Below are 15,664 nucleotides of genomic sequence, written 5' to 3' on the forward strand. Positions count from 1 at the left end.
CCGAACTCCGACAGGAACTCGACGCGGAGGCGAAGGCTACCCGGGATGGGGAAACCGTAGCGGAAATTTACTCGGGGATGAGTAGCCGAGACGATCGTTCGGGGCCGGTAAGGGTTTCAGAAGCCTTTTCATTTGCCGAGGGTTAGGGCCGCCATAACATGGCCGAGGACCTAAACTGGGCGGTCGGCGGCGAGGCCGGGGACGGCATCGACTCGACCGGGAAGATCTTCGCCCAGGCGCTTGCCAGGGCCGGACGACACGTCTTCACGTCGAAGGACTTCGCGTCCCGGATCCGGGGGGGCTACACGGCCTACAAGATCCGAACCGCCGTCGACGACGTCCAGAGCGTCGTCGACCGCCTGGACGTTCTCGTCGCCCTGACCCAACGAACGATCGACGAGAACGTCGACGAACTCCACGACGGCAGCGCGATCATCTACGACGGCGAGCGCTCCTGGGAGGCCGACATCCCCGAAGAGATGACCGCCGTCGACGTCCCGCTGAAGTCCCTGGCCGAGGACGCCGGCGGCGCGATCATGCGAAACGTCGTCGCGCTCGGCGCGGCCTGCGAGCTCGCGAGCTTCGACGTCGAGTATCTCGATGAGGCCCTCGAGAAGCGCTTCGGCGGCAAGGGCTCGAAGATCGTCGACAACAACAAGGAGGCCGCCCGCCTCGGTCGCGACTACGTCCGCGAGAACTACGACGACCTCGATCTGGGCTACGATCTGGAGACCACCGACAGCGACTACGTCCTGCTCAACGGCGACGAGGCGATCGGGATGGGCGCGATCGCGGCGGGCTGTCGGTTCTATGCCGGCTATCCGATCACCCCCGCGACGAACGTCATGGAGTACCTGACGGGCCGGATCGAGGAGTACGGCGGCCACGTCGTCCAGGCCGAAGACGAGCTGTCGGCGATCAACATGGCCCTCGGGGCCGCCCGCGCCGGCGCCCGGTCGATGACCGCGACCTCCGGTCCGGGGATCGATCTGATGGCCGAGACGTTCGGGCTGATCGCCACCAGCGAGACGCCGCTCGTGATCGCCGACGTGATGCGGTCGGGCCCTTCGACGGGGATGCCCACCAAGCAAGAACAGGGCGACCTCAACATGACCCTCTACGGCGGCCACGGCGAGGTCCCCCGGTTCGTCCTCGCGCCGACGACGATCACCGAGTGTTTCTGGAAGACCGTCGAGGCGTTCAACTACGCCGAGAAGTACCAGACCCCCGTGTATCTCGTCTCCGACCTCGCGCTCGCGGTGACCGAACGGACGTTCCCGCCCGAAGCGTTCGACATGGACGACGTCGAGATCGAACGCGGCAAGATCGTCGACGACGAGGAGGCCCAGGAGTGGCTCGACGACCAGGGCCGCTTTCGGGCCCACGCCGACACCGACGACGGCGTCAGTCCGCGGGCGCTTCCCGGCACCGTCGACGGTGCCCACATGTCGACCGGGCTCGAACACGACGAACTCGGCCGACGGACCGAGGAGGAAGGCGAGCGCGTCCAGCAGGTCGACAAACGAAACCGGAAGATCGAGACCGCCCGGGACGAAGAGGAGTGGGACTACCGCGAGTTCGGCGACCCGGACTCGGAGAACCTCGTGATCTCCTGGGGATCGAACGAGGGCGCGCTCGTCGAGGCCCTGGACCTGATGGACGAGGACGTTCGCGTGCTCTCGGTACCCTACCTCTTCCCGCGGCCCGACCTCACCGACGAGATCGAGGCCGCCGAGAACACCATCGTCGTCGAGTGTAACGCGACCGGCCAGTTCGCCGACGTCATCGAACACGACACCCTTACCCGCGTCGACCGAATCAACAAGTATACCGGCGTCCGCTTCAAGGCGGACGAACTCGCCGCACAGATCGACGACCAACTCGCCTCGGAGGTGCCAGCACAATGAGCTCAGACGTACGATTCGTCGACTTCAAGTCCGACAAACAGCCGACGTGGTGTCCCGGATGCGGTGACTTCGGGACGATGAACGGCATGATGAAAGCCCTTGCCAACACCGGCAACGACCCCGACAACACCTTCGTGGTGGCCGGGATCGGCTGTTCGGGCAAGATCGGGACCTACATGCACTCCTACGCGCTCCACGGCGTCCACGGGCGTGCGCTCCCCGTCGGCACGGGCGTCAAGATGGCCCGCCCCGACATCGAGGTCATGGTCGCCGGCGGTGACGGCGACGGCTACTCGATCGGCGCGGGCCACTTCGTCCACGCCGTCCGCCGGAACGTCGACATGTCCTACGTCGTGATGGACAACCGGATCTACGGGCTCACCAAGGGCCAGGCCTCGCCGACCTCGCGCTCGGACTTCGAGACCGCGACGACCCCCGAGGGTCCCCAACAGCCCCCGGTCAACCCGCTCGCGCTGGCGCTCTCCTCGGGCGCGTCCTTCATCGCCCAGTCCTTTAGCTCGGACGCCCAGCGCCACGCCCAGATCGTCCAGGAGGCGATCGAACACGACGGCTTCGGCTTCGTCAACGTCTTCTCGCCCTGCGTCACGTTCAACGACGTCGACACCTACGACTACTTCCGGGACACCCTGGTGGACCTCGACGACGAGGACCACGACCCCAACGACTACGACGCCGCGGCAGACGTCATCCTCGACGGCGAAAAGGAGTACCAGGGCGTGATCTACCAGGACGAGAACTCGGTGCCCTACCACGAGCAACACGGCGTCACCGAGGACATGTCCGAGATCCCCGACGGCGCCCCCGAGGACGGGATGGACCTCGTCCGCGAGTTCTACTGACCTCCCGAACCCGGTTCCGGTCGTCCGGTTCCTGTTCGATCGCCCCTCGAGAGCGTCGGAACCGGAACGACTATTTCAGTTCCGCCGACACGTCGAGGCGTGAACCGAACGCCCCTCGTGGCCGCCCTCGCCGGTCTCGCGACCGGCGTCGGTCTCGTCGCGTTCGCGGTCGAGTGGACAACGGCGGCGGTCGTCGGCCTCGTCTACGCGGGGGCCGCCTACTTCGTCCTCGCGTCGGACCGGTCGCTGCTCGAGGCGAGTCCCGACTTCGAGGGGCGAGCGGCGACGGTCGCCTACGGCATCGGCGTGTTCGCGCTGTCGGTGAGTCCGCTGGCGTTCGGCCGGCGGACTGCGGGAGGCGACCTCGACCCGGTGTTCGTCGTCTGGCTCGCGGGCGTCATCGCCTTCCTCGAGTTCGCCCGGCCGGCGGCGGAGTGAGCGTCTCCGTGCGCTCGATCCGACAGCCGAGCCCCGCTCCTCGAGACAACCCTTATCGGCCGCGACGGCGTCTCCCGACTGGATGACCGAGACGAGCGTCCCCGAGGAGGTCGAGGAGTGGTTGACGACGGGTCGGGAGATGGCCCACCTCGCGACGAGCCGGGACGACCGCCCCCACGTCGCCCCGATCTGGTATCGCTACGAGGACGGCGTCGTCGAGTTCGTCACCGGCGGGAAGAAGTTGGAGAACGTCCGGGCGAACCCGCGAGTCTCGCTGTCGATCGAACGCTCCGAGGACGGGGTAGGGCAGTGGCACGTCGTCCTCTTCGGTACCGCGACCGTGATCACCGACAAGGAGGAGCTGTGGGCGGGCCGGACGCGGCTGTTCCAGCGCTATCGCGGCCGCGAGCCTACCCTGGAGGAGGACGGGGAGCCTCCGGAGGCCCTCGTCAAGGTCGAGGTGGCGTCGGCCTCCTGGGGCTGACGTTCGCCGCAGGTCAGTCGGTCTCCGACTCGATCGCGTCGATCAGGATCGAAATCCCGGTCTCGGCCTGGGCCTCCGTCATCACCAGCGGCGGGAGCAGCCGGATCACGTTGTCGCCCCGGCCGCCCGCCCAGACGAGGACGCCGTTCTCGTAGCAGGTCGTCCGGACCGTCTCCAACAGGTCGGGCGCGGGCTCGCCGTCGTCGGTGACGAGTTCGAGCCCGACGAACAGCCCCTTCCCGCGGACCTCGCCGACGTGGGGGTTTTCCGCCTCGCACTCGGCGAGGCGGTCCACGATGAACTCGCCCAGCTCCCGGGCGTGGGCGAGCAGGTCGTGGTGGCGGGTGTATTCGATCGCGCGGATCGAGGCGCGCATCGCCGGGTTGAACCCACGGAAGGTGCCGGTGTGGCCGCCGGGGCCCCACGCATCCAGATCCTCGTCGTACATCGTCCCCGAGAGGGGAAAGCCGCTTCCCAGCGCCTTCGCCATCGGCATGATGTCGGGGGTGACCCCGGAATGCTCGCTCGCCCACCACTCGCCGGTCCGGCCCATCCCGGTCTGGATCTCGTCGACGATCAGCGGGACCTCGTACTCGTCACAGAGGTCCCGGACTCCGGAAAGGAAGCCCTTGGGCGGGACGACGGTCCCGCCCTCGCCCTGAATCGGCTCGACCCAGACGCCCGCCGGGTTGGCCATCCCGCCGTAGCGATCGCCCAGGAGGGTTTGGACGTCCTCAAGGGCGCGTTCGACCAGCTCCTCGGGCGAGCCGTCCTGGCGGAACGGGTAGGGATACCGGGCGTGTTCGACCTCGGGGAGCAGGGGCGTGTAGGAGCGTTTGTACTTCGTGTCGGCGGTGAGGCTGTAGGCGCCGGAGGTCTCGCCGTGGAACGAACCCCGGAAGGCGATCAGCCCGTCATTTCCCGTCACCCGCTTTGCGAGCTTGATCGTCGCCTCGACGGCGTCGCTGCCCGTCGGCCCGCCGAAGTTCACCCGGTTTCGCCCCCGCAGTCCCTCGGGCGCGATCTCGTCCAACGTCTCGATCAGTTCGACCCGGGTCCGGGTCGGGAAGTCGAGCGTGTGGGGGAGGCGTTCGGCCTGCTCGACGGCCGCCTCGGTGACGTAGGGGTTGGCGTGGCCGACGTTCAGGACGCCGATGCCCGCGAAGAAGTCGAGGTAGAGGTTTCCGTCGACGTCTTTCAGCGTTGCGCCCTTCCCGTTCTCGAACGCGATCGGGACGTCTGTCGGGTAGAGGACGGCGCCGCTCTCGATCTCGGCTTGTCTGCGGACGAGCCGCCGGGATTCGGGACCCGGTGGGGAGTCGACGGCGGGTGCGTCCTCGAAGTGCAGTTCCTCGATGGCGGGGAGATCCATGGACGATTATGTGGGATATCGCCCGGTCTATATCTTCGCAAACGGGAAAACGAGCGCGGGGATCGGAGCCCGCGGCGTCCGTCGGTCGGGCCTGCGGTACGTGGATCACCGGGAGGGCCGGATGAAGACTTATCGCGCCGTCGTGACGACGTAGCCGTCGAAATTGAGGATGACCGCCTGGGCGGTGTCGCCGAAGATCGCCTTCCCCGTCGGGCTCCGCCGGCGTCCCAGGAGAAAGACGTAGTCACAGCCGCGCTCCTCGGCGACCTCGATGATCGCGTCGGCGCGGTCGCCGTCGTCGTCGACGTACCGGCCGACGGCCTCGGTCTCGACGTCCCGGTCGGCGAGCAGGTCGTTGATGGCGGTCTCAGCGACCTCCTGGGCGTACGTCGCCGGCTCGACGCTGTAGGACGAGTCCTCCATCTCGGCGATGGCGCCCAACACCTCGGCATCGTTCTGGTACTCCTCTTCGGTGACGACGGTCAGGACGGTAAGCGGGCCCCCCGAGAGCTCCGCGAGCTCCCCGGCCTCCTCGATGACGTCGACGACGCTATCACTCGAATCGGTGACCACGAGCGGTCGGTCCATACCGATCGATGATCGAAGAACTATTAGAAGCTTGTGGCGCGCTGTCGTCGGATCCGCGAGGGACTCGACGGGCCCCGTCGGCCGAACCCCACTGACGGTCACCCGTACGAACGACGGGAGAAACGTTTTCGGCCTGCTCGACCAGCGGGAACTATGACCGATCCCGGAACGCGGACGACCTACGAGACGGTCGCCGACCGGTACCGGAAGCGAAACGAGGACCGCTCTGCCGTCGAGGAACTGGTTTCGCGGTTTCTGGCAGCGATCGAGGACACCACCGATGGGCCGGCACGGCTCCTCGACGCGGGCTGTGGGCCCGGCTGGGAGACCGCGCGGTTCGGGGAAGCGGGCCACGAGCCGGTCGGGATCGACCTGACGCTCGCGTTCCTCGAGCTCGCACGCGAGGAGACCCGGAAGGCGTCGTTCGCGCGAATGGACATGCGCCGGCTCGGGTTCCCGGCGGCGACCTTCGACGGGATCTGGGCGTGTGCCTCCTTTCTCCACGTCCCCAAAGCGGACGCACGGGCCACGCTCGCCGAGTTCCGCCGGGTGCTCCGGCCGGAGGGTCCCGTCCACCTCTCGGTGAAACACGGCGAGGGGACCTGCGAGGGGTCGGCGTACGCGGACGACGACCGGACGTTCGTCCTCTACCGACCCGCCGAACTCGAGGAACTGCTCTTGGCGGTCGGATTCGCCGTCGAGACGGTCGGGACCGACGACGCCGACGAGTGGGTCCGGGCGGAGGCCCGGGCGTAGCCGGCCGGGCGTCGATCCCCAACGACTATAGGCCCGTCAACGAGTTTTTCATCGTGGTTTACGAAATAGGAAACCCGACGATCGACGGCGCGGTCCGGCGGGTACTGGAGGGCGAACGCCTCGACCGGACCGACGGGATCGCACTGGTGGCCCAGCCGATCGACGAGCTCGCCGCGGCGGCCGACGCCGTCCGCGCCCGACTTGGCGACGGCACCGTCGACGCCTGCAGCATCGTCAACGCCAAGGCCGGCAACTGCGCGGAGGACTGTGGGTTCTGTGCCCAGTCGGTCCACTTCGACGCGGGGGTCGACGGCTACGATCTCCTCGAGCCCGAGGAGATCCTGGCGGCGGCCCGGCGGGCCGAACGCGACGGCGCCCAGCGGTTCGGGATCGTCGTCGCCGAAAAGGGCGTCTCGAAGGAACGGCGTCCCGAGGAGTGGGAGCGTGTGCTGCGGGCGATCCGGCTGGTCCGCGAGGAGACGGCGGTCGAGGTCGACGCCAGCCTCGGGATCCTCACCCGCGAGGAGGCCGCGATCCTCGCCGACGAGGGGATCAACCACTACAACCACAACATCGAGACCTCGCCGCGGTACTTCCCCGAGATCGTCTCCACGCACGAGTTCGACGATCGGGTGGAGACCCTGGAGGTCGCAAAGGAGGCGGGGATGGACCTCTGTGCCGGCATCATCCTCGGGATGGGCGAGAGCCCGGCCGACCGGATCGACGCCGCCATTGCGCTCCAGGAGGTCGGAATCTCCTCGCTGCCGGTGAACGTCCTCAACCCGGTGGCGGGGACCCCGCTGGGCGATGAGATGGGGGAGTCGGCGGCGATCACGACCCGGGAACTGATCCGGACGATCGCGGTCTACCGGCTGCTCCACCCCCACGCGCGGGTCCGCCTGACCGGTGGCCGGGAGGCGAACCTCGCGCCCGACGAACAGCACCTCCCGTTCGAGGCCGGCGCCGACGGCATCCTCACCGGCGACTACCTCACCACGGAGGGCCAGTCGGCCGGCGAGGACATCGCGGTCATCGAGCGGGCGGGCCTCAAGCCCAACACCGACGCGAACGAGTTCGATCCCGAGGACGTGAAAGCACGCGCCGGCGGGGATGGCGGTGGAGCCGGGACGGCAGGGACGGCGACGGGAACCACGACCGACGGCTGACTCGTCCCCCCGGGAGGCGGCGCCGAATCGCAGGATACTCGGTCGCGGGCGGGACCGATACGAACGGCGATGGGATCCACCACGGCGGCGCGGCTCCGCGGGCTCGGCCGGTTCGACGCGCTCGTGTTGACGGCGCTGATCTGGTTTCTCGCGAAGTTCCTCCGATACGCGTTCCCGCCGCTGTTCGAGCCCCTCCAGGCGAGTTACGGCGTCTCGAACACCGCCGTCGGCGCCGCCTTCACCGCGTTCATGGTCGTCTACGCCCTCCTGCAGTTCCCCTCGGGGCTCCTCGCTGACCGGCTGGGCTCGGTGACGGTGATCGTCGGCGGCGCCCTGCTCGCGGCCGCCGGCGCCTTCGGGGTCGCGCTCGAGCCCCCCTTCCTCGCCCTCGTCGCCGCGATGGTCGTCATCGGTGCCGGGACCGGCGCCCACAAGACCGTCGCGATCCGGCTGCTCTCGCGGGCCTACCCCGCCCGGACCGGCCGCGCGCTGGGCGTCCTCGACACCATCGGGACCTTCGGAGGGGTCGCCGCGCCCGCCGCGGTCGTCGCCGTCGCGAGCGTCCCGCTGCTCTCCCCGGGCTGGCGGACGCTCTTTCTCGCCGCGGGAGTCACCGGGGTCGCGCTGGCCGCGGCCTTCCTCCGGCGGGTACCCGAGCGGCTCCCCGACGCCGGGGCCGCAGGCGGGAGCGACGGAGGCGTCGCTCTCCGGCAGTACCTCGCGGTGTTCGCAGCGCCTCGCTTTGCCGCCTTCGTCGTCGCCACGCTGGCGTTCTCGTTTGCCTACAACGGCGCGGTCGCGTTCGTCCCGCTCTATCTCTCCCAGGAGGCGGGCCTCTCCTCGGCGGCCGCCAGCGGCCTCTACAGCCTCCTCTTTGCGCTCTCGCTCGTCCAGCTCGCGACCGGCGAGGTCGGCGACCGGGTCGGGACCCTGCCCGTCATCGTCGCGGCCCTCGGGGTCGCGACCGTCGGGCTGGTCTCGCTGGTGGCGCTGACGCCGACCGGGAACCTCCTCGCGCTGGGGGCCGCGGTCGTCGCCTTCGGGATCGGCTCGCACGGCTTCCGGCCCGTTCGGGGCTCGTTCCTGATCTCGTCGTTTCCCGACTCGATCGCCGGCGGGAGCCTGGGGGTCGTCCGGACGCTGTTGATGGCCGCCGGCGCGGTTTCCCCGGTCACCGTCGGCTACCTCTCGGAAACCGTCGGCTTCCGGCCGGCGTTCTGGCTGCTCGCGGGCTCGGTGGCGGTCGCGACCGCCATCTGTGCCGCCCTGCTCGCGATCGGCGACCGCTCGTAGCGGTCGGCGACCGGGAGACCTTTGCTCTCGAGGTCCTTTCGATCACCGACGCATGAGAGAGGAAGCCGAAGCCGTCCTCCGGACCGACCCCGTGATGGCGGGGCTCATCGACGATCACGATCCCTACGGCGAACCCGACTGGAGCGAGTACGAGCGCCTCTCGATCTCGATCATCAACCAGCAGCTCTCGACGGCCAGCGCGGCCGCCGTCAGGGAACGCGTCTTCGAGGTTCTCGACGGCGAGGTCACCCCCGAGACCGTGCTCGCGGCCGACGAGACGGAGCTCCGGGAGGCGGGGCTCTCCCGGATGAAAGTGGAATACGTGCGAAACGCCGCCAGGGCCTTCGAACGGGAGGACTTCTCGCGAGAGGGACTCGCCGGGGTCCCCGAGGAGGAGGTCGTCACGCGCCTGACCGAGATCAAGGGGATCGGGGAGTGGACGGCCAGAATGTACCTCCTGTTCGTCCTCGAGCGCGAGGACGTCCTGCCTCTCGGCGACCTCGCGGTCCGGCGGGGGATCGAGCAGTTGTACGGCGACGGCGAGGAGCTGACCCGCGGGGAGATGCGCGAGATCGCCGAGGGTTGGCGTCCCTACCGGTCGGTCGCGACCCGGTACATCTGGGCGGAGTACGAGTCGGAGGGGTGAGCTACTCCTCTTCTTCGGGCGTGTCCTCGACGTCCGCATCGACCCGCCGGCCGACGTCCACCCGGTAGTGTTTGAGGATGTCCCGGCCGAGGATGACGGGGTAGTCCATGTGGCTTCGGTCCTCGACGCTCGCGGTGACGGTGTGTTGGGTGCCGCCGACGCCGACGACGACGTCGACGACCGGGCGGCTCTTTGCGGTCTTCTGGCTCCCCGAGCGCACGCGCGTGATCGACTTGATCGGGCCGGCGCCGATGTCGGCGGCGAGCTGGGTGTCGATGCTCGTCCGGGTCGCGCCGGTGTCGGACTTCGCGTACACCGTCGAGGAGCCACTGGTCCCCGAGAGGACGACCTCCTCGGTGTAGCCGATGACCGACGGTTCGCCCTCCTCGGTCGGGAGCGGCACGGGCATCGCCCGCGGGGTCGAGTCGTCGAGCGTCGCCGCGAGGTCCTCGACCCGGTCGTCGTCGACGCTGCCGCCGCCGCGCTCGATCGCGAGGCGAGCGATGTGGGGTGCCGGACTGATCCCCGTCGCCTCGTGGAGCCCCTTGAACCCCGCCGTCGGGTTGACCTCGAGGACGAACCAGCCCTCCTCGCCCTCGACGAGATCGACGCCGGCGTAGTCCAGTCCGACGACCTCGGCGGAGCGGCGGGCCATCTCGCGGGCCTCCTCGGGGAGATCGGCGGTGGCGTCCTCGACGCTGCCCCCGAGGGCGACGTTCGTCCGCCAGTCGTTGTCGGGCGCGTAGCGGTACATCGCGGCGACGATCTCGCCGCCGACGACGTAGACCCGGACGTCGCGGTGGCGCTCGTCGTCGCGCTCGATCAGCTCCTGGAGGAAGGCGTAACGGTTGCCGACGGTGGCGTTTACCCCCTCGCCGGGGCCGACCTTCCAGGTACCGCCGCCGTGGGTCCCGATCGCGGTCTTGTAGACGGCTTCCTCGCCGAACTCGCCGCGAGCGGCGTTGAGCCGGTCGCCGGAAAGCGCCAGCAGGACGTCGGGGACCCGGACTTCGGCGTTCGAGAGCGCCGCGGCCGTCGAGAGCTTGTGGAAGGCCGTCAGCGTCGCCGTCGGCTCGTTGAGCATGGGCACGAGCTGTGCGAAGGTGTTCGCCAGCCCGAGTTCCTCGCAGGGCTGGTCGGTGTTCGAGAGCAACATCCGGTTTGCGATCACGTCCACCTCGGGCTCGAGGGCGACGCCCCCCTCGCCGATTCGGACGGTGGTGTTCTCGGCCCGGAGCCACTCCGCACGATGTCCTAGATCCTCGACGGCGTTACAGATCGCCTTCGTCTCCTTGCTCGTATGGAGGCTCAACACGCCGACACGGACGCGCTCGTCGCTACTCATCGTATAGGAATTGCTGGGGTATCTGAAAAGCATTGCCCGAGCGATCGCCGACGCACGCGAGCACCCACCTCCCGTTCGAAACGGTCGGGATCGCGAGGAAGAACGTTTAAGTCCGGGCGACGGTTACGCCCGGGTGCGGGTTGGTGATCTAGTCCGGTTATGATACCTCCTTCACACGGAGGAAGTCGGCAGTTCGAATCTGCCCCAACCCACTCGGAATACTGACGAACGTGAAGGAGGGGACAGCGTCAACTTTGTCGCAAGTTTTTGCTGGTCTCTGTGTTTCATTAGCGGAAGTATCTCACCAGCACCAACCTCACGGCATTCATGCATGCCGGTTCAACTGCATTGAGACGCACCTGAATCATAGTTCTCGCCCACGTCCCAGTGATGACTTGGCAGAGGTGTGTCACTGGTCTAACCCTCGAATCCGTTTCTAATGAACTCCTCTGCGCCATTGAGTAACCGCTCGACATCTTCTGAGTTCGGTTCGTGCTCCGGATGGGCACAGTCTCCGCGAATTCCTCCTAAATACTTCAACCGCTTCATGGGCGAGTTCAAAATCACGTCAGCCTCGTATAAGGACTGCGCCAGACGCCCAATACTGTGTGAGGGGTCATAATCGACCTCTCTATCGGATGTTTCACATACGGTCATCAGATGTCTCTCAAGCGCCACACCAGCGATTACACCACCTTCACGAACTAAGCCATCCTCATATAACTCCCTTGCCCGCAACAACTCGTCAGCCTCGACATCAGCAGAAATGTCCTTTCGTGCGTTGAATTGCTTTGCAGCGACACGATTCGGGGCTGCCATTACGATGCTCTTTTGCCCATCTATTAAATTGACTATATCAACTGCCCGCTCCATAGGTGTCTCTGGAGCAGATTCCGTGAATCCAGACTCAAGATTTAGATAATTGAGGGTTTTTTCATGCATCTCATCAAATTCCTCGTACCTCCGTGGTAGATAGTCATACACTACAGGTTCGACAGCGTTGTACCACTGTTCGTACTTATCTCGAGCGTCTCTCTGGGCGGAACTCACCTCCGTTCGTGGAGCCCATTCGTAAGTTGAGAATGCTTCGGACTCCATCTCTTCGGAGAACGCATTTTCCTCGGTCTCAAGTTCCGAAAAGAAGTCCTCGATATCATCCCCAATTTTGTCCAGATGAGATTCCGATTCATTCAGATATTCTTTAATTTCTTCCTGTAGAGCCATACTTAATCAGTACCCGCCAAACAGTTAAAACTTTCAGCAATAACAACCTACTTGACGATTTATCTACCGTTGCGAGTTGTTGCTTGAGTCAGTCATGTATCCACCACTTACCGACCACGGGCCTCCTCTCCCATCGTCCACAGTGATTACTTTCTCTCGACAGAGTACGTTCGAATTCAGACTCGAGGTCAAGCGTCGTCGGTCCGTTTCTCCCCGGCCCGAGCAGCGAGCGACGCGCGGCCGTTCAGAAGCGAATCGGGCGGCGATTTCGTGCCCGAACCATGATCAACCATCATTTCCCTCAATCCGCCGCAGTCGCCCGATTCACTGGCGAAAGGTTTAAATAGTTTGCTAGCTTACCTTGGGTTAGTCGAAGATGAACATCCAGCAACTCGCCCGCGACGACGGGCAGATGGTCAGGCAGTACGAGTACGACGATAGCGACGTCTACGCGATCGACTTCGGCCCCGCAGGGGGCGAAACCACGGTCGATATCGCAGACGGCACCGTGATCGTCGTCACCGGCGACGACCAGCGGGAGTTCGACCTCCCCGAGGATGCAGGCGACGCGCAAGCGTTTATGAAAAACGGCGTCCTCACCATCGAACTGGAGGAAGACCGATGAAACTCACCGTCAAACCCCTCAAACAGAAGGACGCCGGCCGCGGACTCGCCGCGATCGACCGCGCCTCGATGCGCGAGCTAGAGCTCGAGAACGGCGACTACATCGTCCTCTCGGGCAACGGCGACGGCCAGACCGTCGCCCGCGTCTGGCCCGGCTACCCCGAGGACGAGGGCCGGGGCGTCGTCCGGATCGACGGGCGGCTTCGCCAGGAGGCCAACGTCGGCATCGACGACCGCGTCGAGGTCGAGGCCGCAGACGTCAAGCCCGCCGAGTCGGTCACCGTCGCGCTCCCACAGAACCTCCGGATTCGGGGGGACATCGGTCCCCTCGTCCGTGACAAGCTCTCGGGGCAGGCGGTCACCGAGGGCCAGACCGTGCCGTTCTCGCTTTCCTTTGGCCCGATGGCCAGCTCCGGCCAGTCGGTGCCCCTGAAGATCGCGAGCACCTCCCCCTCGGGGACGATCGTGATCACCGACTCGACGAGCATCGAGATTTCCGAGACCCCCGCCGAGCAGATCTCGTCGGGCGGAGCCTCCGGCCAGGGCGCCCCGGACGTCACCTACGAGGACATCGGCGGGCTCGATAGCGAGCTCGATCAGGTCCGCGAGATGATCGAGCTCCCGATGCGCCACCCCGAGCTGTTCCAGCAGCTCGGCATCGAACCGCCCAAGGGCGTCCTGCTCCACGGCCCGCCGGGCACCGGGAAGACCCTGATGGCCAAGGCCGTCGCAAACGAGATCGACGCCCACTTCGAGACGATCTCCGGCCCCGAGATCATGTCGAAGTACTACGGCGAGAGCGAAGAGCAGTTGCGGGAGGTGTTCGAGGAGGCAGAAGAGAACTCGCCCGCGATCGTCTTCATCGACGAGATCGACTCGATCGCCGCCAAACGCGAAGAGGCCGGCGGCGACGTCGAGCGCCGCGTGGTCGCCCAGCTCCTCAGCCTGATGGACGGCCTGGAGGAGCGCGGCCGGGTCACCGTCATCGCCGCGACCAACCGCGTGGACGCGATCGACCCCGCACTCCGGCGGGGCGGCCGCTTCGACCGCGAGATCGAGATCGGCGTCCCGGACAAAGACGGGAGAAAAGAGATCCTGCAGGTCCACACCCGCGGAATGCCCCTCTCGGATTCCGTGGATCTCGACCAGTACGCCGAGAACACCCACGGGTTCGTCGGTGCCGACCTGGCGAGCCTCGCGAAGGAGGGCGCGATGAACGCCCTCCGGCGGATCCGTCCGGATCTCGACCTCGAGAGCGAAGAGATCGACGCCGACGTCCTAGAGAACCTCCGAGTCACCGAGGCGGATTTCAAGGAGGCGCTGAAGGGGATCGAGCCCTCGGCGCTCCGCGAGGTCTTCGTCGAGGTCCCCGACGTCACCTGGAACGACGTCGGCGGCCTGGACGACACCAAAGAACGGCTTCGCGAGACGATCCAGTGGCCGCTGGACTACCCCGAGGTCTTCGAGTCGATGGACATGCAGGCCGCAAAGGGCGTGATGATGTTCGGCCCACCGGGTACGGGCAAGACCCTGCTCGCGAAGGCCGTCGCCAACGAGGCCGACTCGAACTTCATCTCGATCAAGGGTCCCGAGCTGCTCAACAAGTTCGTCGGCGAGTCCGAGAAAGGGGTCCGGGAGGTCTTCGAGAAGGCTCGGTCTAACGCCCCGACCGTGATCTTCTTCGACGAGATCGACTCGATCGCGACCGAACGCGGCCAGCGCACGGGCGACTCGGGGGTCGGCGAGCGCGTCGTCTCCCAGCTGCTGACCGAACTCGACGGGCTGGAGGAGTTAGAGGACGTCGTCGTGGTCGCGACGACCAACCGGCCCGACCTGATCGACCCCGCCCTGCTCCGGCCCGGACGGCTGGATCGCCACGTCCACGTCCCCGTGCCCGACGAGGAGGGTCGCAAACGGATCTTCGAGGTCCACACCCGGAACAAGCCCCTCGCCGACGACGTCGACCTCGAGGAACTCGCCTCGCGCACGGCGGGGTACGTCGGCGCCGACATCGAGGCGGTCTGCCGGGAGGCCTCGATGGCCGCGACCCGGGAGTTCATCCGCTCGGTCGCCCCCGAGGAGATGACCGACGCGGTCGGTAACGTCCGGGTCAACCGCGAGCACTTCGAGCACGCCCTCGGCGAGGTCCAGGCGAGCGTCACCGAGGAGACCCGCGAGCGCTACGACGAGATCGAGGACAGCTTCCAGCAGGCCGAACCCGCCGAGGAGGACCAGCTCGGCCGGACCTTCCAGTAGGACCGTTTTACTGGGGTCCTCGTTCGCGTTCGCTCACTCGAACCGTTTGTCAAAGTCTCCACGAAAAATCCGAGCGCGTAGCGTCCGGGGAACGGCGGCGAAAGCGCCGCGTATGCTTCGGTGGTTCGCATGCCGTGGGTCGATCTCTCGCTGAACCTCGTCGCTTACTGTAGAACCCGAATCCTCCCGTCAGCCACTCGTTTCCGAGGGGTTCAACTCGGCCCCGCAGTCGGGACAGACGAGTTCGACGTCCTCCGCGCGAGCGATCCGCATCTCCCCCTTGCCACAGCCCGGACAGGAGACGTCGGTATCGAGAACCGGAATCTCGGCGATTCGGACGTCATCGCTGTCCCGTGGCGCCCCGATCGCGATCGCCTCCAGCCGCCGGTCGCCGTCGTTTCGCCCCGACTGGAACTCCCCGGGCGAAAAGCGGATCGCCTCGCTCGCGCCGACGATCACCTCTTCCTCGCGCGTTTCGAACGTCGCTTCGCCCGCGAGCACGAGGAAGACTTCCTCCTGGTCCATGTGGGCGTGGACGGAGCCGCTGAACCGCTCGCCGGGTGCCAGGACATAGCGGTTGATCGCGACGTGCTCGGTAGCCAGGGCGTCGGTCAGCGACTGGCACCCGCCGCAGTCGGCGGGTTCGCGCTCGACGTCCTCGAACGAAACGCGTTCCATGCTTCGACCTCGGTCCCCGGAACCAAA

Annotated in this window: 15 protein-coding genes and 1 tRNA gene; 11 read left to right on the top strand and 5 right to left on the bottom strand. The window is 66.7% G+C overall.

The window, feature by feature from the left end; all coding sequences use genetic code 11:
• The first annotated feature begins 158 nt into the window (after positions 1 to 158).
• The 4 genes from DVH23_RS01275 (at position 159) to DVH23_RS01290 (ending at position 3,689) form a co-directional block, all read left to right on the top strand.
• On the top strand, positions 159 to 1,907 hold the full coding sequence (locus tag DVH23_RS01275) for a 2-oxoacid:acceptor oxidoreductase subunit alpha (RefSeq protein ID WP_114575622.1): 1,749 nt from the start codon (positions 159 to 161) through the stop codon (positions 1,905 to 1,907).
• Positions 1,904 to 2,767 carry a 2-oxoacid:ferredoxin oxidoreductase subunit beta gene (locus tag DVH23_RS01280; RefSeq protein WP_114575623.1) on the top strand — a complete coding sequence of 288 codons (864 nt, stop codon included), beginning with the start codon at positions 1,904 to 1,906 and terminating at the stop codon, positions 2,765 to 2,767. The genes DVH23_RS01275 and DVH23_RS01280 overlap by 4 nt, the downstream gene beginning before the upstream one ends.
• Before the next feature lie 99 nt (positions 2,768 to 2,866).
• A complete protein-coding gene (locus DVH23_RS01285; protein ID WP_114575624.1) occupies positions 2,867 to 3,205 on the top strand; it encodes a hypothetical protein in 339 nt (112 codons plus the stop codon).
• Positions 3,206 to 3,287: 82 nt separating this feature from the next.
• Complete coding sequence (locus DVH23_RS01290; protein WP_114575625.1) at positions 3,288 to 3,689, top strand: pyridoxamine 5'-phosphate oxidase family protein; 402 nt, start codon at positions 3,288 to 3,290, stop codon at positions 3,687 to 3,689.
• 13 nt (positions 3,690 to 3,702) lie between these two features.
• Here the strand turns inward: DVH23_RS01290 and DVH23_RS01295 are convergent, their stop codons facing one another.
• Positions 3,703 to 5,061, bottom strand: coding sequence for an aspartate aminotransferase family protein (locus DVH23_RS01295; protein ID WP_114575626.1), 1,359 nt, complete (start codon positions 5,059 to 5,061; stop codon positions 3,703 to 3,705).
• A 129-nt stretch (positions 5,062 to 5,190) separates the two neighbouring features.
• A complete protein-coding gene (locus DVH23_RS01300; protein WP_114575627.1) occupies positions 5,191 to 5,649 on the bottom strand; it encodes a universal stress protein in 459 nt (152 codons plus the stop codon).
• A gap of 153 nt (positions 5,650 to 5,802) precedes the next feature.
• On the opposite strand from DVH23_RS01300, the gene DVH23_RS01305 reads away from it, so the two are divergent.
• The 4 genes from DVH23_RS01305 to DVH23_RS01320 all read left to right on the top strand — a co-directional run bounded on the left by DVH23_RS01305 (position 5,803) and on the right by DVH23_RS01320 (position 9,510).
• Positions 5,803 to 6,405, top strand: a complete 603-nt coding sequence (locus tag DVH23_RS01305; RefSeq protein WP_114575628.1) for a class I SAM-dependent methyltransferase — start codon at positions 5,803 to 5,805, stop codon at positions 6,403 to 6,405.
• A 53-nt stretch (positions 6,406 to 6,458) separates the two neighbouring features.
• Positions 6,459 to 7,571, top strand: a complete 1,113-nt coding sequence (bioB, locus tag DVH23_RS01310) for a biotin synthase BioB (RefSeq protein WP_114575886.1) — start codon at positions 6,459 to 6,461, stop codon at positions 7,569 to 7,571.
• Between the two features lie 69 nt (positions 7,572 to 7,640).
• Complete coding sequence (locus tag DVH23_RS01315; protein WP_114575629.1) at positions 7,641 to 8,864, top strand: MFS transporter; 1,224 nt, start codon at positions 7,641 to 7,643, stop codon at positions 8,862 to 8,864.
• A gap of 52 nt (positions 8,865 to 8,916) precedes the next feature.
• The gene (locus DVH23_RS01320) at positions 8,917 to 9,510 is read left to right on the top strand and encodes a DNA-3-methyladenine glycosylase (RefSeq protein WP_114575630.1); all 594 of its coding nucleotides are present in this window, start codon (positions 8,917 to 8,919) and stop codon (positions 9,508 to 9,510) included.
• 1 nt (position 9,511) lies between these two features.
• On the opposite strand, the gene DVH23_RS01325 is transcribed toward DVH23_RS01320, so the two are convergent.
• Positions 9,512 to 10,855 carry a RimK family alpha-L-glutamate ligase gene (locus DVH23_RS01325; protein ID WP_114575631.1) on the bottom strand — a complete coding sequence of 448 codons (1,344 nt, stop codon included), beginning with the start codon at positions 10,853 to 10,855 and terminating at the stop codon, positions 9,512 to 9,514.
• A gap of 137 nt (positions 10,856 to 10,992) precedes the next feature.
• Between DVH23_RS01325 and DVH23_RS01330 the strand changes: the two genes are divergently transcribed.
• Positions 10,993 to 11,067: transfer RNA gene (locus DVH23_RS01330), tRNA-Val, on the top strand.
• Positions 11,068 to 11,272: 205 nt separating this feature from the next.
• Here DVH23_RS01330 and DVH23_RS01335 read toward each other — a convergent pair.
• Positions 11,273 to 12,079 carry a hypothetical protein gene (locus DVH23_RS01335; protein WP_114575632.1) on the bottom strand — a complete coding sequence of 269 codons (807 nt, stop codon included), beginning with the start codon at positions 12,077 to 12,079 and terminating at the stop codon, positions 11,273 to 11,275.
• Between the two features lie 376 nt (positions 12,080 to 12,455).
• Here DVH23_RS01335 and DVH23_RS01340 point away from each other — a divergent pair, with 376 nt between their 5' ends.
• Both DVH23_RS01340 and DVH23_RS01345 read left to right on the top strand, forming a co-directional pair.
• A complete protein-coding gene (locus DVH23_RS01340; RefSeq protein WP_114575633.1) occupies positions 12,456 to 12,704 on the top strand; it encodes an Hsp20/alpha crystallin family protein in 249 nt (82 codons plus the stop codon).
• Positions 12,701 to 14,959 (top strand): CDC48 family AAA ATPase, encoded by a 2,259-nt coding sequence (locus DVH23_RS01345; protein WP_114575634.1) that lies wholly within the window; start codon positions 12,701 to 12,703, stop codon positions 14,957 to 14,959. Before DVH23_RS01340 ends, DVH23_RS01345 begins: the two co-directional genes overlap by 4 nt.
• A 189-nt stretch (positions 14,960 to 15,148) precedes the next feature.
• Here DVH23_RS01345 and DVH23_RS01350 read toward each other — a convergent pair whose 3' ends face one another.
• On the bottom strand, positions 15,149 to 15,637 hold the full coding sequence (locus DVH23_RS01350; RefSeq protein ID WP_114575635.1) for a cupin domain-containing protein: 489 nt from the start codon (positions 15,635 to 15,637) through the stop codon (positions 15,149 to 15,151).
• Between the last annotated feature and the right edge of the window lie 27 nt (positions 15,638 to 15,664).

The organism is Saliphagus sp. LR7 (assembly GCF_003344565.1).
Taxonomy (GTDB): Archaea; Halobacteriota; Halobacteria; order Halobacteriales; family Natrialbaceae; genus Saliphagus; species Saliphagus infecundisoli.